Raw genomic sequence first — 19924 nt, forward strand, 5'->3', positions numbered from 1 at the left:
ATTAGGCGGTCGTGCTGACGATTGATCCCGTCGCACTGCCGCCCTCAGCGGTGACAGCCTGCAACAGCGCGGCAGTCGCTGTCTGCAACGCAGCGGCAGTGGTTGCAATCTGCGCTTGCGCCGCCGCAACCGCAGCAGCCTTGGCCGCCTCGCTCTGGTTGCTGGACTGTGCCTGCTGCATGGCTTGTTGCTGCTCTTGAAGCTGCTTTTGCAACTGCTCGATCTGCTTCTTCAACTCCTTGACCGTGTCCGACTCCGTCGAGCTGGAAGACGCCTGGCCACCGCCGCCAGCACCCGCAGTCGCTTGCGTGCCCGCGTTCATATTGACGGTCAGGCCGCCGGTACGGTTGGTGCTCTCGTTTGCCTGGGGAACCGTCGAGGTTGCAACGCTTTGACTGCTGGCTACGGCAGGAGGATTGCTGATGTTGATGAGCATGCCAAATGTCCGATGATGAAGGCTTACCGACTGCATCGGCGTGTCGGTCGATTAATTGAGGGCGGCGTCAGGATTAAATCCGAGGCAACAAAAAAGGGCCCACCTTTCGGTGAGCCCTTCTAGACCGCCCAGCAGAGCGGATTTTGTTTGGTAGGCGCGATTGGACTCGAACCAACGACCCCCACCATGTCAAGGTGGTGCTCTAACCAACTGAGCTACGTGCCTGCTGTGAGGCGGCATTCTACGGAATTCCGGAGGGGTGTCAACATCTTTTTTGCAGCTAACCCTATGAATATGCGAATTTTTTATTTGCGGCCGGCACATCGGTATTTTTTCGGTGGCTGGCAGGCAATTTTCAACTCAGGTAGGATCGGGGCACTCGTAAAAAATATAAAACAGAGGTTCCAGGATGGCGAACACCCCCTACCCCCAGTCGTATTACGCCGCTTCCGCGAATGCCGTACCGCCACGCCCAAGCCTGCAAGGCGAGGTCGAAACCGACGTGTGCGTGATCGGTGCCGGCTACACCGGCCTTTCCAGCGCGCTGTTCCTGCTGGAGAACGGTTTTCGCGTGACCGTGCTGGAAGCCGCCAAGGTCGGCTTTGGTGGCTCTGGTCGCAATGGCGGGCAGATCGTCAACAGTTATAGCCGTGACATCGACGTGATCGAGCGCAGCGTCGGCCCCAAGCAGGCACAGTTGCTCGGGCAGATGGCGTTCGAGGGCGGCAAGATCATTCGCGAGCGGGTGGCGAAGTACCAGATCCAGTGCGACCTGAAGGACGGCGGCGTGTTCGCTGCACTCAACAGCAAGCACATGGGCCACCTGGAGTCGCAGAAGCGCCTGTGGGAGCGTTACGGCCATACGCAGCTGGAGTTGCTGGACGAACGTCGCATCCGCGAGGTCGTGGCGTGTGACAACTATGTCGGCGGCCTGCTCGACATGAGCGGCGGGCACATCCATCCCCTCAACCTGGCGCTGGGCGAAGCAGCGGCGGTGGAATCCCTGGGCGGCAGCATCTACGAGCAGTCCGCGGCAGTGCGCATCGAGCGCGGCGCCAATCCGGTGGTGCACACCGCCGAGGGCAAGGTCAGGGCCAAGTTCATCATCGTCGCGGGCAATGCCTACCTGGGCAACCTGGTGCCGGAGCTGGCAGCCAAGTCGATGCCCTGCGGCACGCAAGTCATCACCACTGCACCGCTGGGTGACGAACTGGCCAAGTCGCTGCTGCCGCAGGATTACTGCGTCGAAGACTGCAACTACCTGCTCGACTACTACCGCCTCACCAGCGACAAGCGCCTGATCTTCGGCGGCGGCGTGGTGTATGGCGCGCGTGACCCGGCGAACATCGAGGCGATTATCCGTCCGAAGATGCTCAAGGCCTTCCCGCAGCTCAAGGACGTGAAAATCGACTACGCCTGGACCGGCAATTTCCTGCTGACCCTGTCGCGCTTGCCACAGGTCGGCCGCCTGGGCGACAACATCTACTACTCGCAGGGCTGCAGCGGCCATGGCGTGACGTACACACACTTGGCCGGCAAGGTACTGGCAGAAGCCCTTCGAGGCCAGGCAGAGCGTTTTGATGCGTTTGCCGACCTGCCCCACTACCCATTCCCGGGCGGCCAACTGCTGCGCACGCCGTTTGCCGCACTGGGCGCCTGGTACTACGGCTTGCGCGACAAATTAGGCTTTTGAGGCAAAACCTGTAGGAGCCCGCTCGCGGGCGATGGCGTCCGTGAGTTCGCCATCGCCCATGAGCGGGCTCGTACAATTCATAAATCGCAGACACAAAAAACCCCGGTCTTTCGACCAGGGTCTTTGCTATCGGATCAAAGTAGCCAGAGGCTTTCTTTGTGCTTCAAGGCGTTCAGTGGGCCTTGAGGCAGATATGGCGCAGCGGACGGGACTCGAACCCGCGACCCCCGGCGTGACAGGCCGGTATTCTAACCGACTGAACTACCGCTGCGTATCGCTTGACCAGCTACGGGTAAACCCCACAACCGTCTTGAAACATCTGATCGACCAGCCTTGGCTGTTCAATCTCAAGCCCGACGAATCGAACCTGGAAAATATGGCGCAGCGGACGGGACTCGAACCCGCGACCCCCGGCGTGACAGGCCGGTATTCTAACCGACTGAACTACCGCTGCGCGTCGGTGCAACCTTTAACGTTGCGTCTTGCCCGAAGGCAAAACTCTCAAGAAGTGGTGGGTGATGACGGGATCGAACCGCCGACCCTCTGCTTGTAAGGCAGATGCTCTCCCAGCTGAGCTAATCACCCTTTGCTTCGTTGAGGCCGCGAAATTTACGCAGGTAGCGGACCTAAGTCAATAGCCTGCTTGAAGTTTTTCTGAAAAAGACAAAATGGCTTCAAGACCGCCTACTCGCTGTAAATCATCTTCTTGCTCATGCCACCGTCGACCACGAACTCCTGCCCGGTGACAAACCCGGCCTGACGCGACAACAGCCACGCCACCATCGCCGCCACATCCTCCACCGCTCCCACCCTGCCCGCCGGATGCTGGGCATGGTCGGCGTCCGTCAACGGCTCGGCACGGCGCGCCGCAGGATCACGCGCATCGATCCAGCCGGGGCTGACGGCGTTCACTCGCACCTCCGGACCCAGGCTGATCGCCAATGCGTGAGTCAGCGCCAGCAAGCCGCCCTTGCTCGCCGCGTAGGCCTCGGTGTCCGGCTCCGATTGACGGGCCCGGGTCGACGCCAAGTTGACGATCGCCCCGCCATGGGCGCGCAGGTACGGCGCACAGTGCTTGGCCAGCAACATCGGCCCACTGAGGTTCACCGCCAGTACGCGATTCCAGTAAGCCAGGTCGAGGCTTTCCAGGGTGATATTGCGCGGGTCGGCCACTGCCGCGTTGCACACCAACGCGTCCAGGCGACCAAACTGCCCCAGCACCTCGGCGACACCCTGGGCCACTTGCTTCTCGTCCGCCACGTCCATGGTGATAAACCAGGCGTTGTCGCCCAGCACCTTGGACACCTTGGAACCGCGCTCGCGGTCCAGGTCCGTCAATACCACCTGCCAGCCTTCACTGATCAGCCACGCAGCAATCCCGAGGCCAATGCCCCGGGCTGCCCCAGTGACCAATGCGACGCGGCCGTTACTGGCCGCTGCAGCTTCCATGGACCACTCGATCACAAGGCTGCCAGCCCGCGAGCCAGGTCAGCTTGCAGGTCAGCCACATCTTCCAGGCCTACCGCAATACGGATCAGGCTGTCGCGGATACCGGCGGCTTCACGCTCCTGCGGCGCCAGGCGGCCGTGGGAGGTGGTGCTTGGGTGGGTGATGGTGGTCTTGCTGTCACCCAGGTTGGCGGTGATGGAGATCAGTCGAGTCGCGTCGATAAAGCGCCATGCGCCCTCCTTGCCACCCTTGACCTCGAAACTCACCACGGCACCGAAGCCGCGCTGCTGGCGCTGGGCCAACTCATGCTGCGGATGGCTCTTGAGACCGGCGTAATGCACCTTCTCGATACCGTCCTGCTGTTCCAGCCATTCGGCCAGGGCCTGGGCGTTGGCGCAGTGGGCCTTCATCCGCAGGCTGAGGGTTTCCAGGCCCTTGAGGAAAATCCACGCGTTGAACGGGCTCAGGGTCGGGCCAGCCGTGCGCAAAAACCCGACGATTTCCTTCATCTGCTCGCTGCGACCGGCCACCACACCGCCCATGCAACGGCCCTGGCCGTCGATGAATTTGGTTGCCGAGTGCACCACGACGTCCGCGCCCAGCTTCAGCGGCTGCTGCAACGCCGGCGTGCAGAAGCAGTTGTCGACCACCAGCATCGCGCCCTTGGCGTGAGCCACTTCGGACAACGCGGCGATGTCCACCAGCTCGGCCAGCGGGTTGGACGGCGATTCGACGAACAGCAACTTGGTGTTGGCCTTGATTGCCGCGTCCCACCCGGAAAGATCCGCCAGGGGCACGTAGTCCACCTCGATGCCGAAGCGCTTGAAGTACTTCTCGAACAGGCTGATGGTCGAACCGAATACGCTGCGAGAAACCAGCACATGGTCGCCAGCGCTGCACAGGCTCATCACCACTGCCAGGATCGCCGCCATGCCAGTGGCGGTGGCCACGGCCTGCTCCGCGCCTTCCAGGGCCGCGATACGTTCTTCGAACGCACGCACGGTCGGGTTGGTGTAGCGCGAATACACGTTGCCCGGCACTTCACCGGCGAAGCGCGCAGCGGCGTCGGCGGCGGTGCGGAACACGTAGCTGGAAGTGAAGAACATCGGGTCACCGTGTTCGCCTTCCGGCGTGCGGTGCTGGCCAGCGCGCACAGCCAGGGTATCGAAAGCTACGCCATCGAGGTCGCTGTCCAACCGACCGGCATCCCATTCCTGACTCATGCTGTGACTCCTTACTCAATTCTTTATTTAAGATACAAAACCGGCCCCTCAGGGCCGGTGTCTACTCAGTTGTTGTACAGATCGATGATCGCGCTGACCGCCTGGGTCTTGATCTTCGAGGAGTCGTTGCGCGCCTGCTCGATCTTGTTCAGGTAGGCCTCGTCGACATCACCGGTCACGTACTTGCCGTCGAACACGGCGCAGTCGAACTGGTCGATCTTGATCTTGCCACCGCCGACCGCTTCGATCAGGTCCGGCAGGTCCTGGTAGATCAGCCAATCGGCGCCAATGAGGTCGGCCACGTCCTGGGTCGTACGGTTGTGAGCGATCAGTTCGTGGGCGCTCGGCATGTCGATACCGTAGACGTTCGGGTAGCGCACGGCAGGCGCTGCGGAACAGAAGTACACGTTCTTGGCGCCGGCTTCACGGGCCATCTGGATGATCTGCTTGCACGTGGTGCCACGCACGATGGAGTCGTCCACCAGCATCACGTTCTTGCCGCGGAATTCCAGCTCGATGGCGTTGAGCTTCTGGCGTACCGACTTCTTGCGCGCCGCCTGGCCCGGCATGATGAAGGTACGGCCGATGTAGCGGTTCTTCACGAAGCCTTCGCGGAATTTGACGCCCAGGTGGTTGGCCAATTCCAGCGCAGCCGTACGGCTGGTGTCCGGGATCGGGATGACCACGTCGATGTCGTGCTCAGGACGCTCGCGCAGGATCTTCTCGGCCAGCTTCTCGCCCATGCGCAGGCGTGCCTTGTACACCGAAACGCCGTCGATGATCGAATCCGGACGCGCCAGGTAGACGTGTTCGAAGATGCACGGGGTGAGTTTCGGCGCCACGGCGCACTGACGGGTGTGCAGCTTGCCATCTTCGGTGATGTACACCGCTTCGCCCGGCGCCAGGTCGCGGATCAGGGTGAAGCCCAGCACATCCAGGGACACGCTTTCGGAGGCGATCATGTACTCGACGCCCTCGTCGGTGTGACGCTGGCCGAACACGATCGGACGGATGCCGTGCGGGTCACGGAAGCCTACGATGCCGTAGCCGGTAACCATCGCCACCACCGCGTAGCCACCGACGCAACGGTTGTGCACGTCGGTCACGGCGGCGAACACGTCCTCTTCGGTCGGCTGCAGCTTGCCGCGCTGGGCCAGCTCGTGGGCGAACACGTTGAGCAGTACTTCCGAGTCGGAACTGGTGTTGACGTGGCGCAGGTCAGATTCGTAAATCTCCTTGGCCAGCTGTTCAACGTTGGTCAGGTTACCGTTGTGCGCCAGGGTGATGCCGTAAGGCGAGTTGACGTAAAACGGTTGAGCTTCGGCCGATGTGGAGCTACCGGCAGTCGGGTAACGCACATGGCCAATGCCCATGTGCCCGACGAGGCGCTGCATGTGACGCTGATGGAACACGTCACGCACCAGGCCATTGTCCTTGCGCAGGAATAACCGGCCGTCGTGGCTGGTCACAATACCGGCAGCGTCCTGGCCGCGGTGCTGGAGGACGGTTAGCGCGTCATACAGCGCCTGATTGACGTTCGACTTACCGACGATACCGACGATGCCACACATGCGACGCAACCCCTACTTAATGAATCTTGACTGAACACAGCTTACTGAGGCGTTTTGGCCGGCAAGAGGTGTTCCTTGAACGGAAGATCAGCGGGTACGCTGATTCCGCTGGCCAGCCACTGACTGCTCCACCCCAATATGAGGTTCTTGGACCAATCTGCAACCAATAGAAATTTTGGCACGAGTACCGACTCCTGCCACCACGAATCCTGCTGTACCGGCCCCAGGCTCAACAGCCCGACCGCCACGACCACCAGCAACGCGCCACGCGCGGCGCCGAAGGCCATGCCGAGAAATCGATCGGTCCCGGAGAGGCCGGTGACACGTATCAACTCGCCAATAAGATAATTGACCATTGCCCCCACCAGCAGCGTGGCGATGAACATGATGGCGCAGCCCGCGATGACGCGAGCCGAAGGTGTCTCGATGTATCCGGCCAGGTAAACCGACAATGAACCGCCGAACATCCAGGCTACGACTCCTGCGATGATCCAGGTCAGCAACGACAGTGCTTCTTTTACGAAGCCGCGGCTTAGACTGATCAAAGCGGAGATGGCGACGATTGCAACGATCGCCCAGTCAACCCAGGTAAATGGCACGTTTGAGCCTACGGACGGATAAGGCGGCGCATTTTAGCAGAGCGTCGGGCTGTCGGTAAGCTGTGATTGCGGGTGCTTTGCAAATCAATGGTTTGGAGACCCCGTCCAACTTCAACCCAGCCCCAAAACCAATGTGGGAGCAGGCTTGCCTGCAATGGGGGCGGCGCATTCAACATCGCTGTCGACTGCAACCACCGCCATCGCGGCAAGCCAGCTCCCACATTTGGCCAGCATTCCAACCAGAGAGTGACAGTGATCAACCGCGCTCAGGCTGGAAACGGGTGACGAACCCCTTCAAGTTCTGCTGGCGATCCAGCAAGTCCCGCAGACGGTCGGCCTCGGCACGCTCGATCAGCGGCCCGATAAACACCCGGTTCTTGCCGTCGGCACTGCGGATATAGGCGTTATACCCCTGGCTACGCAGCTTTTTCTGCAGCGCATCGGCGCCGTCGCGATTGCCGAGGCTGGCGACTTGAATCGACCAACTGATCGGCAGGCCATTCGGGTCGATACGGCTCTGCCCCACGTCCGGCTTACCCGGTGCGGCAGGCTGCGGCGCGACCGGCTTGGGCGCAGGTGCCGGCGCTGCGGGCTTGGCAGCGGCGACAGGCGCGGCCGGAGCCGGCTTGACCACCGGCACGCTTGGCTGCACGGGCATCGACGGCGCCTGTTGCGCGGCCACTTCATCATCGGTCGGCACCGGTTCTTCTTCCGGCAGGGCCTGCGGCTCGGGCACCACCACTGGCTCAACCTGCACCTGCGGCACCGCCGGTGCCTGCGGCGCGGCTGGCGCCTCCACCACCACCTGGCGCTGTTCGTCCTGGCGGGAAAACAGCATCGGCAGGAAGATCACCGCCAATGCCACCAGAACCAGGGCTCCGACCATTCGCTGCTTGTATGCGCTATCCAGTAATGCCATGTGCAGCTTCCTCCGTGGAGCGCCGGGCCAACCACTCAAGCGCCTCGGCAACACAATAAAATGATCCGAACAACAGAATTTCGTCCTCGGCCGTCGCCACCGCACACTGCGCCTCAAGGGCTGCGGTCAGGCTTGCATACGACGCCACCGGCGCACCAAGGTTCTGCAACGCCTTTTCCAACTCAACCGCAGGACGGCTTCGCGGCGTATCCAGCGGCGCGACCGCCCAAGCCTGGACGCTCGCCAGCAGCGGCGCAACCACGCCATCCAGGTCCTTGTCCGCCAACAACCCGAAGACCGCCAGGCGACGCCCGACCGGTGGCGTGCGTGACAGGCGCTGCGCCAGGTACTCGGCCGCATGCGGGTTATGCCCCACATCCAGCAGCAGGTTCAGGCGCTTGCCTTGCCATTCGAATTCACGACGATCCAGGCGCCCCACTACGCGGGTCGCCAGCAACGTCGCCGCAATCTGCGCGGCATCCCACGGCAGATCCAGCAGCAGATAGGCTTGCAGCGCGAGCGCGGCATTTTCCATCGGCAGGTTCAACAGCGGTAGGTCATGCAGCTCCACCAACTGGCCACGCGCATCACGCCCGCGCCACTGCCAGTGCTGGTCACCGATTTCGAGATTGAATTCACGACCGCGCAGGAAGAACGGGCAATCCAGCTCGCGGACCTTGTCGAGCAAGGTAGACGGCGGATCCACGTCCCCACACAGCGCAGGCTTGCCCTGGCGAAAGATCCCGGCCTTTTCATAAGCCACCGACTCACGGGTATTGCCCAGGTAGTCGGCATGGTCCACACCAATGCTGGTGACCAGGGCCATGTCGGCATCCACCACGTTGACCGTGTCCAGGCGCCCGCCCAGGCCGACTTCCAGCACCACCACATCGAGTTGCGCGCGCTCGAACAACCAGAACGCCGCCAGGGTGCCCATTTCGAAGTAAGTCAGGGAGATCTCGCCCCGGCCGGCATCAAGTGCCGCGAAGGCTTCGCAGAGTTGCTCATCCGTGGCTTCGACGCCATTGAGCTGCACCCGCTCGTTGTAGCGCAGCAGGTGCGGAGAGTTGTAGACGCCGACTTTCAGCCCTTGGGCCTGCAGCAGCGCCGCGACAAAGGCACACGTAGAGCCTTTGCCATTGGTGCCGGTCACCGTGATCACTCGCGGCGCCGGCCGACCCAACCCAAGGCGGGCCGCTACCTGTTGCGAGCGCTCCAGGCCCATGTCGATGGCGGACGGATGCAACTGCTCAAGGTAGGCGAGCCATTCGCCGAGGGTACGTTGGGTCATAGGTTTGCAGGCACCGGTGGGACGACGATTGGCTCGACTTTAGGCGCGACGTACACAGGGGTCGGCAGGCCCATCATTTGTGCCAGCAGGTTACCCAGGCGTGGACGCAGTTCGCCGCGCGGGATGATCAGGTCGATGGCGCCATGCTCCAGCAGGAACTCGCTGCGCTGGAAGCCTTCCGGCAGTTTTTCGCGCACGGTCTGCTCGATTACGCGCGGGCCGGCGAAGCCGATCAGGGCTTTTGGCTCACCGACGATCACGTCACCGAGCATCGCCAGGCTGGCGGAAACGCCGCCGTAGACCGGGTCGGTCAGTACGGAGATGAATGGAATGCCTTCCTCGCGCAGACGCGCCAGTACCGCAGAGGTCTTGGCCATTTGCATCAGGGAGATCAGCGCTTCCTGCATACGCGCACCACCAGAGGCGGCGAAGCAGATCATCGGGCAACGGTTTTCCAGGGCGTAGTTGGCAGCGCGAACAAAGCGCTCGCCGACGATGGCCCCCATGGAACCGCCCATGAAGGAAAACTCGAACGCCGACACCACCACCGGCATGCCCAGCAGCTTGCCGCTGACGGAAATCAGTGCGTCCTTCTCACCGGTCTGCTTTTGCGCAGCGGTCAGGCGGTCCTTGTACTTCTTGCCGTCGCGAAACTTCAGGCGGTCAACCGGCTCCAGGTCCGCACCCAGCTCGTTACGGCCTTCGGCGTCGAGGAAGATATCGATGCGGGCGCGGGCGCCGATACGCATGTGGTGATTGCACTTGGGGCAAACGTCCAGGGTCTTTTCCAGCTCGGGGCGGTACAACACCGCGTCGCAGGATGGGCACTTGTGCCACAGACCTTCAGGAACCGAGCTTTTCTTCACCTCGGAACGCATGATCGAAGGGATCAGTTTGTCTACTAACCAGTTGCTCATGCTTTCTTTCTCCAGTACCGGTGGCTTGAACACAGCCCCGCGTATGCCCTTGAGCTAAATTCATATGTGGCGATGACACAGGTGGGACGGGGTCAGGTGTTCGACCAGCCATTTCCCGCCTGCATCCTCAGCCTTCCAGACAACCTGCCAGCGCAGGCTTGCCACTTCATTGCCGGGCCACCCACAGGCGGCGCCGGGCTGTTTTACACAGTGGTAGTTATGGACGGCGGCAGACTGCCAGCCGTCACATCCCGCCACTGCTGTTGCGCACAGCCTGCATGAATGCGCGAATCTTGCTGTGATCCTTGATGCCCTTGCCCTGCTCTACCCCACCGCTGACGTCCACCGCGTACGGGCGCACCTGCTTGATCGCCGCGCCGACGTTGTCGGGGTTGAGCCCCCCGGCGAGGATGATCGGCTTGCCCAGCCCCGGAGGAATCAGCGACCAGTCGAACGCTTCACCGGTGCCACCGGGCACGCCTTCGACATACGTATCCAGGAGGATCCCGCGTGCACCGGTATAGGCGGCGCAGGCACGGGCGATATCATCACCGGCCTTGACCCGCAACGCCTTGATATACGGGCGCTGGTAGCTTTCGCACTCATCAGGGGTTTCGTCGCCGTGAAACTGCAGCATATCCAGCGGCACGGCATCCAGGGTTTCGTTGAGTTCACAGCGGCTGGCATTGACGAACAGGCCCACGGTGGTCACGAACGGCGGCAAGGCATTGATGATCGCCCGCGCCTGCAACACATTCACCGCCCTCGGGCTTCGCGCATAAAACACGAAACCGATGGCATCCGCCCCCGCCTCGACTGCCGCCAGCGCGTCTTCTATGCGGGTAATCCCGCAAATCTTGCTGCGAACGGCAGACATATCGTAGAAACCTCAGGGGTTGAACCGAGAAAGTCCCGGATGGTAACAAAAGCTTTTCCGGGCGTCAGCCGCCAAGTTCACTGAAACCTGTGAGGAAGTGTGGCCCGATGAAACGCTCCGGCAGCTCGAACTCGTCACGGTACTCCACTTGCACCAGGTACAGGCCGAACGGATGCGCCGTCACCCCGCCGGTGCGGCGTATACGGCTTTCCAGCACTTCCTTGGCCCATTCAACCGGACGCTCGCCGGTGCCGATGGTCATCAGTACGCCAGCAATATTTCGTACCATATGGTGCAGGAACGCCCCGGCACGGATATCCAGCACGATCATCTTGCCGTGACGGGTCACGCGCAGGTGGTGGACTTCCTTGATCGGCGACTTGGCCTGGCACTGCCCCGCGCGAAAGGCGCTGAAATCATGCACGCCGACCAAGTGCTGCGCGGCCTCGGCCATGCGCTCGGCGTCCAGAGGACGGTGGTTCCAGGTGATTTCCTGGTTGAGGTGCGCCGGGCGGATCTGGTCGTTGTAGATCACGTAGCGATAACGCCGGGCAATCGCCTTGAAACGCGCATGAAAATGCGCCGGCATGACCTTGGCCCAGCTGACGCTGACGTCATGCGGCAAATTGATATTGGCGCCCATCACCCACGCTTTCATCGAACGCTCGGCCTGGGTGTCAAAGTGCACCACCTGGCCGCACGCATGCACGCCGGCATCGGTGCGTCCGGCGCACATCAGCGATACGGGGGAGTCGGCGACTTTCGCCAGGGCATTCTCGAGGGTTTCCTGCACCGTCAACACGCCCGAGGCCTGACGCTGCCAGCCGCGATAGCGCGAACCTTTGTATTCCACGCCCAGGGCGATGCGGTAAAAGCCGTCAGCCGCCATTTCGGCGACCGGATTATCTATATTTGCCAAGAACTGAGAGCCTGATGAGTTGCGCAAAGGCCGCCATTATGCCGATTTGTGCCGGAGCTGGCTTGCCTGCGATGCAAGCGACCCGGTCTTTCGGTAAAACCGAGCGAAGGGTATCGCCGGCAAACCAGCGCCGACAAAAGCAAAACGGCGACCCGAAGGTCGCCGCTGCATCAACTATTGACTGTTACGCCAGTCGGCCGAGCATTTCCTTGGCCTCGCCGCGCTGCACTTCATCACCTTCGGTGAGCACTTCGGAAAGGATATCCCGCGCACCGTCGGCGTCGCCCATGTCGATATAGGCTTGGGCCAGGTCGAGCTTGGTGGCGACTTCGTCAGTGCCGGAGAGGAAGTCGAACTCCGGCTCATCACCGCCCAGCGCCGCGTCTTCAGCGGTGAAGGACGGCTCGATGGAGGGGTGTTCCAGGCTCTGCGACAGGCGATCCAGCTCTGCGTTGACGTCATCCAGCTCCGAGGCGAAGGCATCAGGCTTGGCGGTGGCCTCCGGTTCGTCGGCCAGGGACAGGTCGAAATCTTCCGGCAGGTCGAAGTCATCCAGCGCCGCAGGCGTCAGGGTCGGCGGCTCGACCGCCGGCACATCCTTCATCTGGTCTTCAAGGCCGGAAAGGAAGTCGTCGTCGGACTGCGCCGAAACCGGGGCATCCAACTGCAGGTCGAGGTCGAAGTCCGACAGATCATCCGGGCTCGCCTTGGCTTCGGTCTGCTGCTGCAGGAGCGATTCAAACGTCTGCTGATCACCCTTGACCTCGGCCGGCGAAGCCGCTTCGAGATCGTCCAGGCTCAGATCGAAATCGGTGTCGAACGCCTCAGGCTCAGGGGCCGCGGGTTTGTCTTCAAGCAAATCCTTGACGTACTGGGCATCCAGCGCGGCCGCGGCGACGGCGGCACTGACGCCTGCCGCCAGCACCGCCATGGCCGGGAAGCGGCTCTTGAGCTGCTCGACCTGGGCATGGTTTTCACCGTTGGCGACCAGTTGGCGCTCCTGGGTGACAAAACCATCCTTGTCGTTTTGCAGGCCGTAGACTTCCATCAGCTTCAAGCGCAGGTCGCTGCGCTTGGGCTCGTGCTTGATCGCCTGCTCCAACACGTCAGCGGCCTGGTTCAGATGGCCACGGTCTATATGCGACTGCGCCTGTACCAATGCGTCGTTGGCGTTTTCCGGGGCCACGGCAACGGCCAGCGGGGCGAGCACCGAAGCAACCGTCGGCGCCACCACCGCCGGCTCAACCACTGGGGCCGGCGCGGGAGCTGCCGCCAGCTTGACGTTCGGCGGCGGTACTTCCAGGCCTTCGAAGCTGTCGGGCGGCAGGTCGTGGTCGATATTGGAGGTGAAGGCCGGCTCTTCAGCCAGGGCCCGCGCCATGCGCAGGTGCTTTTCCTCTTCCAGGCGCGCATTGCGATGACGCGCCCACAACAGCAGGAGCAGCAGCACCAGCAAGCCCGCCGCACCGCCGATCACCCCCAGGACGATCGGGTTGGTCAGCAGGTCATTGAATTTGCCTTCGGTGGTGGCGGGCGCAGCCTCCGGCTTGATCGGCTCGGGTGCGGGCGCTGCTGGCGTAGCGGCAGCGGCCGGGGCTGCAGGGGCCGTTGAAGCGGCGGCCGGGTCGCTGGCCAACTGCGCGGGCAGCGCCGTCGTGGCCTGCGCGCTCGGATCACCCTTCTCCGCCTGCAAGCGCGCGAGTTGATCGTTCTTCAGCTGAATCAGCTTTTGCAGCTTGTCCAACTGGCTCTGCAAGTCGGCCGCACGGCTTTTCAGTTCTTCGTTGTCGCGGCGAGTGGTGTCGAGTTGTTCCTGGGTCATCGCCAGCTTGTCGCTCAGCGCCTGGCCGTCGCCGGCCTTGCCCTTGCCGCCCTTGCGCGCGGCTTCGGCCGAGACCAGGCTCAGGTTGTCCTTGGCGTTGGTGCTTGCCGGTGCATTGCCGGCCTGGGTACGCCGGGTGGCGTCCAGCTGTTGCTTGCCTGCTGCTTGATTCGTGCCCGAACGGCGCCCCTCACGCCAGGCGGCATTCTGTGCGCTGACTTCGGCAATCGCCTGTGGTTGCGCGAGTGCGGTGCTTTGCACCGTGTCGGGCAGGCGCAGGACCTGGCCGGTTTTCAGGCGGTTGATATTGCCGTCGATAAACGCATCGGGGTTGAGCGCCTGGATAGCCAGCATGGTCTGCTGTACCGAACCGCCGTTGCGGTTCTTCGCGGCAATTTCCCACAAGGTATCGCGGGAGGTGGTTGTGTGTTGCGCAGGCTTGGTCGCGGCAGGCGCGGTGCTGGCTGCAGTCCCCGCACGCGGTGCGGGGGCTGCTGCCGTCGGCGCTGGCTGATCGAATTTTGCCGGGTCAAGCAACACGCTGTAGTCGCGCATCAGGCGGCCGTTGGGCCATTGCACCTGCAGCAGGAAGCGTACGTAGGAATCGGGCAACGGCTTGCTGGAGGTGACACGCACCACGCTGCGGCCGTTGGGATTGACCACCGGCGTGAAGGTCAGGTCATTGAGAAAGGCCTGGCGGTCAACCCCGGCATCCACAAACGCCTGGTCGGAAGCCAGGCTCGGGGTGATCTCGGACGCCGTGAGGCCACCGACATCGAGCAATTCGATTTCCACCGACAACGGCTGGTTCAACTTCGACTTGAGGGTCATCTCCCCCAGCTGCAGCGCCTGCGCCATACCGGAGGACAGCGCCGAGGCGGCCGCTATTGCTAACACCAGTTTGCGAACTTGAACCATAGCCTCATCCTTTGTTTGAACACTCCCCGGCCTGCGAGAAGGTTGGTAACCGCTGCCATAAGGCATGGCGAGCCGATAGGTCACCGACACGCTTCTGTTCCGCTTCGGGCCAAGCATAGCGCCTGGCTAGAATCAATCTACAAATTGCCGCCAAGTATCTTTTACGCAAGGCCTTTTATCAACAACTGCGCCAGCTGTACGGCGTTAAGCGCTGCGCCTTTGCGTACGTTATCTGACGCCAGCCACAAATTTAGTTCCGCCGGGTCATCCACACCGGCGCGCACTCGGCCCACATAGACCACATCCTGGCCCACCGCGTCGCCCACGGCGGTGGGGTAATCGCCCTCCTCGACCAGCTCGATGCCGGGCGCTGCGTCCAGCGCGCGATTGACGACAGCCAGATCCACCGCCGCCCCCAATTGCAACGACACTGTCAGGCTATCGCCAAAAAACACCGGGGCTTGAACGCAAGTGGCGGAAATCTTCAGGGAAGGCAAGCCCAGCACCGCGCGCAGTTCGTGGACGAGGCGTTTTTCCAGCGCGGTGTGGCCCTGGGCATCTGGCGTGCCGACTTGCGCCAGCAGGTTGAACGCCATCTGCCGATCAAAGAACTGCGGCTCCAGCGGACGCACGTTCAGCAGCTCGGCGGTTTGCCGGGCCAGCTCGCTGACGGCCTCACGGCCCTGGGCGGAGACTGCCAGGCAGGCGGTGACATTCACCCGCTGGATATCCAGCAGGCCGCGCAATGGCGCCAGGACCACGGCCAGGTTGGTGGCAGAGGGGCTGGGACTGGCGAGCTGGAATGGCTTTTTCAGCCCCTTCAGCACCTCAGCATTGGCCTCCGGCACCACGTGGGGCGCCTGCTCTGCGGGCAAGGCGCCCGACAGGTCGATCACCGAGCATCCGGCGGCCGTGGCCCGCGGCGCGAAGCTCAGGGTCACTGCCGGCCCCGCCGCGAAGAACGCCAATTGCGCCTTGCTGAAATCGAACTCGTCGACTTCCTTGACCCGCACATTCTTGCCGCGAAACGGCACCGATGCCCCGGCGGAGTTGCTGCCCGCCAGCAGATACAGGGTGCCCACCGGGAAATCCAGTTCTTCGAGGATCTGCACCAGGGTTTCACCAACGGTGCCGGTGGCGCCGATCACGGCGATTTCAAAGGTCTGGGTCATGGGGCTGCCTCGGGCATTGCGGGGGAGCGGCACTTTACCGGGTGGCTGGGGGTGAGGCAATTAGCCTGGTTTTTGGGGGATGGCTGATGGCCTCTTCGCGGGCAAGCCAGCTCCCACATTCGACCGAGTTTCTTCAGTTGAGATGCGATCAAATGTGGGAGCTGGCTTGCCTGCGATGAGGCCCTCCAGGGCAATAAAAAAACCCGCGCCTGTCACCAGAACGCGGGTTTCCAATTACCAGCAGCGATCAACGCTCCAGCAGAATCCGCAGCATGCGACGCAGCGGCTCCGCCGCGCCCCACAGCAGCTGGTCGCCCACGGTGAATGCGCCGAGGAACTGGCTGCCCATGTTCAACTTGCGCAGACGGCCCACCGGTACATTCAGGGTGCCGGTGACCTTGGTCGGGCTCAGCTCCTGCATGCTGATGTCGCGGTTGTTCGGCACCAGCTTGACCCACGGGTTGTGCTGGCTGATCAGCCCTTCGATATCGGCGATCGGCACGTCTTTGTTCAGCTTGATGGTCAGCGCCTGGCTGTGGCAGCGCATGGCGCCGATGCGCACGCAGATGCCGTCCACCGGGATCGGGTTCTTGAAGCGCCCGAGGATCTTGTTGGTTTCGGCCTGGGCCTTCCACTCTTCACGGCTCTGGCCGTTCGGCAGTTCCTTGTCGATCCACGGGATCAGGCTGCCGGCCAGCGGTACGCCGAAGTTCTCGGTCGGGTAGGCATCGCTGCGCATGGCTTCGGCCACACGGCGGTCGATGTCGAGGATCGCGCTGGCCGGGTCGGCCAGTTGATCGGCGACGGCCGCGTGGGTCGCGCCCATCTGCTTGATCAGCTCACGCATGTTCTGCGCGCCGGCACCGGAGGCCGCCTGATACGTCATCGCGCTCATCCACTCGACCAGGCCGGCTTCGAACAAGCCGCCCAGGCCCATCAGCATCAGGCTGACGGTGCAGTTGCCGCCGACGTAGTTCTTGGTGCCGGCATCCAGCTGCTGGTCGATGACCTTGCGGTTGACCGGGTCGAGGATGATCACCGCGTCGTCCTGCATGCGCAGGCTCGAGGCGGCGTCGATCCAGTAGCCCTGCCAGCCGGCTTCACGCAGCTTGGGGAAGACTTCGCTGGTGTAGTCGCCACCCTGGCAGGTCAGAATCACGTCGAGGGTTTTCAGCTCTTCAATGCTGTAGGCGTCCTTGAGCGGGGCAATATCCTTGCCCACGGACGGCCCTTGGCCACCGACATTCGAAGTGGTGAAAAACACCGGCTCAATAAGATCGAAATCCTGCTCTTCCAGCATCCGCTGCATGAGCACGGAACCGACCATACCGCGCCAACCGATCAGACCTACACGTTTCATCGCAACTACACCTTGTTAAAAAGTGGGCCGCCTTGCAGCAACAACTGCAAGCGGGCCCGAGAGATTACAGATTCCGCAGCGCGGCGACTACTGCGTCGCCCATTTCTTGTGTGCCGACCTTGGTGCAACCCTGCGACCAGATGTCGCCGGTACGCAAACCTTGATCCAGCACCAGGCTCACGGCCTTCTCGATTGCATCCGCCGCTTCGCCCAGGTTGAAGCTGTAGCGCAGCATCATCGACACCGACAGGATGGTCGCCAGCGGGTTGGCAATGCCCTGGCCCGCGATGTCCGGCGCCGAACCATGGCAAGGCTCGTACATGCCCTTGTTGTTGGTGTCCAGGGACGCCGACGGCAGCATGCCGATGGAGCCGGTGAGCATCGACGCCTGGTCGGACAGGATGTCGCCGAACAGGTTGTCGGTGACGATCACGTCGAACTGCTTCGGCGCACGCACCAGTTGCATGGCGGCGTTATCGACGTACATGTGGCTCAGTTCGACGTCCGGGTAGTCCTTGGCGACTTCTTCGACGATTTCACGCCACAGCTGGCTGGACGCCAGCACGTTGGCCTTGTCCACCGAGCAGACTTTCTTGCCACGCACGCGGGCCATGTCGAAGCCGACACGGGCGATCCGGCGGATTTCGCTCTCGCTGTACGGCAGGGTGTCGTAGGCCTGGCGCTCACCATTTTCCAACTCGCGCACGCCGCGTGGCGAGCCAAAATAGATACCGCCGGTCAGTTCGCGCACGATCAGGATATCCAGGCCCGCGACCACTTCCGGCTTGAGGCTCGAGGCATCGGCCAGTTGCGGGTAGAGGATCGCCGGGCGCAGGTTGCCGAACAGGCCCAGTTGCGCACGGATTTTCAGCAGGCCGCGCTCAGGACGGATGTCACGCTCGATCTTGTCCCACTTCGGGCCACCCACGGCGCCGAGCAGCACGGCGTCGGCCGCGCGGGCGCGGTCCAGGGTTTCGTCAGCCAGCGGCACGCCATGCTTGTCGATGGCGGCGCCGCCGATCACGTCGTGGCTCAATTCGAAGCCCAGGCTGTACTTGCTGTTGGCGAGTTCCAGGACTTTGACCGCTTCGGCCATGATTTCCGGACCAATACCGTCGCCAGGGAGAATCAGAATCTGCTTGCTCATGCGTTCCTCATTTCATCAAGCGACCTGCCCGTGGGCAGGTCGGAAAAAGTTAATCAGCGCTCGGCGAAGACCACCAGCACGTCGGTGCTGAAGGTGCCGTCGGCTTGAATCTCGTAATAATCGCGCACTTCCTGGCCCATCGCCTGCTGCAGCTCAAGGATCGCGGCGCGCAGCGCCTGCGGCGTACGCATGCGTTCGACCCACGAGGTGTATTCCAGGCGCAGGCGCTGGCGGCTGCTGGTGCGCACATGCAGGCCGGCTTCGCTGAGCTGGCGCAGCCATTCGGCGGCGGAGTAATCACGCACGTGGCTGGTGTCGCGCAGCACCTCGACGGTTTGCAGGTAAGTGTCCAACAGTGGGCTGCCCGGTGACAACACATCGACGAACGCCGCCACGCCACCCGGCTTGAGCACCCGGCGCACTTCACGCAGGGCCAGGCCGAGGTCGCTCCAGTGATGGGCCGAGTAGCGGCTGAACACAAAGTCAAACTCGCCGTCGGCAAACGGCAGGCGTTCGGCGGCGCCGTGGACAGTGCGGATATTGCCCAGGCCACGGTCCTTGGCGGCGCCAGCCACCACGTCAAGCATCTGCTGCGACAGGTCGTAGGCCACGACTTCCTTGACCAGTGGTGCCACCTGGAAACTCACATGCCCGGCGCCGCAGCCCAGGTCCAGCAGTCGTGCACTGCCCTGCCCGGCCAGCTCGGCCTGGAGCAGCGCGAACTCGGTGCCCTGGGCGTGCACGGCACTGCTCAGGTAGGCCGAGGCTTGCTCGCCGAATTGTTTTTGCACGACTTGGGTGTGGGCGCTACTGGTCATGATGATGTTCCTGGCTTTTGTGTTGTTCGTACAGGCCCTTTCGCGAGCAAGCCCGCTCCCACATTTGATCGCATTTCAACTCAAGGAACTCGGTCGAATGTGGGAGCGGGCTTGCTCGCGAAGGGGCCAGTCCAGCCTACATAGAATTACGCATCACGAAACAACCAGGGCTGGCTGGCCCGGTGCTTGGCTTCAAACGCCGCAATCGCATCGCCGTCCTGCAAGGTCAGGCCGATGTCGTCCAAGCCGTTGAGCAGGCAGTGCTTGCGGAACGCGTCCACCTCAAAGTGATACACCTTGCCGTCCGGACGGGTCACGGTCTGCGCGGCCAGGTCGACGGTCAGCTGGTAGCCGACATCGGCTTCAACCTGCTTGAACAGCTCGTCCACTTCTGCGTCGCTCAGGATGATCGGCAACAGGCCGTTCTTGAAGCTGTTGTTGAAGAAGATGTCGGCGTAGCTCGGCGCGATGATGCTGCGAAAGCCATATTCTTCCAGGGCCCACGGCGCGTGTTCACGGCTGGAGCCGCAACCGAAGTTTTCCCGGGCCAGCAACACGCTGGCGCCCTGGTAGCGCTCGGCGTTGAGCACGAAGTCCTTGTTCAACGGGCGCTTGGAGTTGTCCTGGTAGGCATAACCCACGTCCAGGTAGCGCCACTCGTCGAACAGGTTGGGGCCGAAACCGGTGCGCTTGATCGACTTCAAGAACTGCTTGGGGATGATCTGGTCGGTGTCGACGTTGGCACGGTCCAACGGCGCGACCAATCCTGTGTGTTGGGTAAAAGCTCTCATCG

General features: G+C 62.6%; 17 protein-coding genes and 4 tRNA genes. 1 reads left to right on the plus strand and 20 read right to left on the minus strand.

The window, feature by feature from the left end:
• Position 1 precedes the first annotated feature (1 nt).
• Both JFU04_RS19685 and JFU04_RS19690 read right to left on the minus strand, forming a co-directional pair.
• Positions 2-436 (minus strand): hypothetical protein, encoded by a 435-nt coding sequence (locus tag JFU04_RS19685; RefSeq protein WP_201145458.1) that lies wholly within the window; start codon positions 434-436, stop codon positions 2-4.
• Positions 437-584: 148 nt separating this feature from the next.
• Positions 585-661, minus strand: a tRNA-Val gene (locus JFU04_RS19690).
• A gap of 184 nt (positions 662-845) precedes the next feature.
• Here JFU04_RS19690 and JFU04_RS19695 point away from each other — a divergent pair.
• Positions 846-2129: an NAD(P)/FAD-dependent oxidoreductase gene (locus tag JFU04_RS19695; RefSeq protein ID WP_201145460.1), complete on the plus strand. Its 1284-nt coding sequence runs from the start codon at positions 846-848 to the stop codon at positions 2127-2129.
• A gap of 194 nt (positions 2130-2323) precedes the next feature.
• On the opposite strand, the gene JFU04_RS19700 is transcribed toward JFU04_RS19695, so the two are convergent.
• From JFU04_RS19700 to leuD, 18 genes are all read right to left on the minus strand, one after another.
• Positions 2324-2400: transfer RNA gene (locus tag JFU04_RS19700), tRNA-Asp, on the minus strand.
• Positions 2401-2506: 106 nt separating this feature from the next.
• Positions 2507-2583 (minus strand) — tRNA-Asp (locus JFU04_RS19705).
• 55 nt (positions 2584-2638) lie between these two features.
• Positions 2639-2714: transfer RNA gene (locus JFU04_RS19710), tRNA-Val, on the minus strand.
• A 99-nt stretch (positions 2715-2813) separates the two neighbouring features.
• Positions 2814-3578 (minus strand): SDR family oxidoreductase, encoded by a 765-nt coding sequence (locus tag JFU04_RS19715; RefSeq protein ID WP_201145462.1) that lies wholly within the window; start codon positions 3576-3578, stop codon positions 2814-2816.
• An 11-nt stretch (positions 3579-3589) separates the two neighbouring features.
• Positions 3590-4801, minus strand: coding sequence for an O-succinylhomoserine sulfhydrylase (locus JFU04_RS19720; RefSeq protein ID WP_106803185.1), 1212 nt, complete (start codon positions 4799-4801; stop codon positions 3590-3592).
• A 65-nt stretch (positions 4802-4866) separates the two neighbouring features.
• The gene (purF, locus tag JFU04_RS19725) at positions 4867-6372 is read right to left on the minus strand and encodes an amidophosphoribosyltransferase (RefSeq protein ID WP_065904549.1); all 1506 of its coding nucleotides are present in this window, start codon (positions 6370-6372) and stop codon (positions 4867-4869) included.
• A gap of 41 nt (positions 6373-6413) precedes the next feature.
• Positions 6414-6971, minus strand: coding sequence for a CvpA family protein (locus tag JFU04_RS19730; protein ID WP_003192538.1), 558 nt, complete (start codon positions 6969-6971; stop codon positions 6414-6416).
• A 256-nt stretch (positions 6972-7227) separates the two neighbouring features.
• Positions 7228-7890, minus strand: coding sequence for an SPOR domain-containing protein (locus JFU04_RS19735; protein WP_106803184.1), 663 nt, complete (start codon positions 7888-7890; stop codon positions 7228-7230).
• Positions 7874-9181: a bifunctional tetrahydrofolate synthase/dihydrofolate synthase gene (gene folC, locus JFU04_RS19740; protein ID WP_120449188.1), complete on the minus strand. Its 1308-nt coding sequence runs from the start codon at positions 9179-9181 to the stop codon at positions 7874-7876. Before folC ends, JFU04_RS19735 begins: the two co-directional genes overlap by 17 nt.
• The gene (accD, locus tag JFU04_RS19745; RefSeq protein ID WP_025856447.1) at positions 9178-10098 is read right to left on the minus strand and encodes an acetyl-CoA carboxylase, carboxyltransferase subunit beta; all 921 of its coding nucleotides are present in this window, start codon (positions 10096-10098) and stop codon (positions 9178-9180) included. The genes folC and accD overlap by 4 nt, the downstream gene beginning before the upstream one ends.
• 244 nt (positions 10099-10342) lie before the next feature.
• Positions 10343-10975 carry a phosphoribosylanthranilate isomerase gene (locus tag JFU04_RS19750; RefSeq protein WP_201145464.1) on the minus strand — a complete coding sequence of 211 codons (633 nt, stop codon included), beginning with the start codon at positions 10973-10975 and terminating at the stop codon, positions 10343-10345.
• A gap of 64 nt (positions 10976-11039) precedes the next feature.
• Entirely contained in the window at positions 11040-11864 is an 825-nt protein-coding gene (truA, locus tag JFU04_RS19755; protein ID WP_106803181.1) for a tRNA pseudouridine(38-40) synthase TruA, read from the minus strand.
• A 214-nt stretch (positions 11865-12078) separates the two neighbouring features.
• Positions 12079-14634 (minus strand): FimV family protein, encoded by a 2556-nt coding sequence (locus JFU04_RS19760; RefSeq protein WP_201145466.1) that lies wholly within the window; start codon positions 14632-14634, stop codon positions 12079-12081.
• 161 nt (positions 14635-14795) lie between these two features.
• Entirely contained in the window at positions 14796-15806 is a 1011-nt protein-coding gene (locus JFU04_RS19765) for an aspartate-semialdehyde dehydrogenase (RefSeq protein ID WP_065904539.1), read from the minus strand.
• 247 nt (positions 15807-16053) lie between these two features.
• On the minus strand, positions 16054-17166 hold the full coding sequence (gene asd / locus JFU04_RS19770) for an aspartate-semialdehyde dehydrogenase (RefSeq protein ID WP_005789767.1): 1113 nt from the start codon (positions 17164-17166) through the stop codon (positions 16054-16056).
• Positions 17167-17230: 64 nt separating this feature from the next.
• Positions 17231-18313: a 3-isopropylmalate dehydrogenase gene (leuB, locus tag JFU04_RS19775; protein WP_065904535.1), complete on the minus strand. Its 1083-nt coding sequence runs from the start codon at positions 18311-18313 to the stop codon at positions 17231-17233.
• 53 nt (positions 18314-18366) lie between these two features.
• Positions 18367-19131 carry a class I SAM-dependent methyltransferase gene (locus JFU04_RS19780; protein ID WP_115486914.1) on the minus strand — a complete coding sequence of 255 codons (765 nt, stop codon included), beginning with the start codon at positions 19129-19131 and terminating at the stop codon, positions 18367-18369.
• Between the two features lie 146 nt (positions 19132-19277).
• Positions 19278-19922: a 3-isopropylmalate dehydratase small subunit gene (gene leuD, locus JFU04_RS19785; protein ID WP_065904531.1), complete on the minus strand. Its 645-nt coding sequence runs from the start codon at positions 19920-19922 to the stop codon at positions 19278-19280.
• Positions 19923-19924: the final 2 nt, after the last annotated feature.

This window comes from Pseudomonas sp. TH21 (assembly GCF_016651025.1).
GTDB classification, from domain to species: domain Bacteria; phylum Pseudomonadota; class Gammaproteobacteria; order Pseudomonadales; family Pseudomonadaceae; genus Aquipseudomonas; species Aquipseudomonas aylmerensis.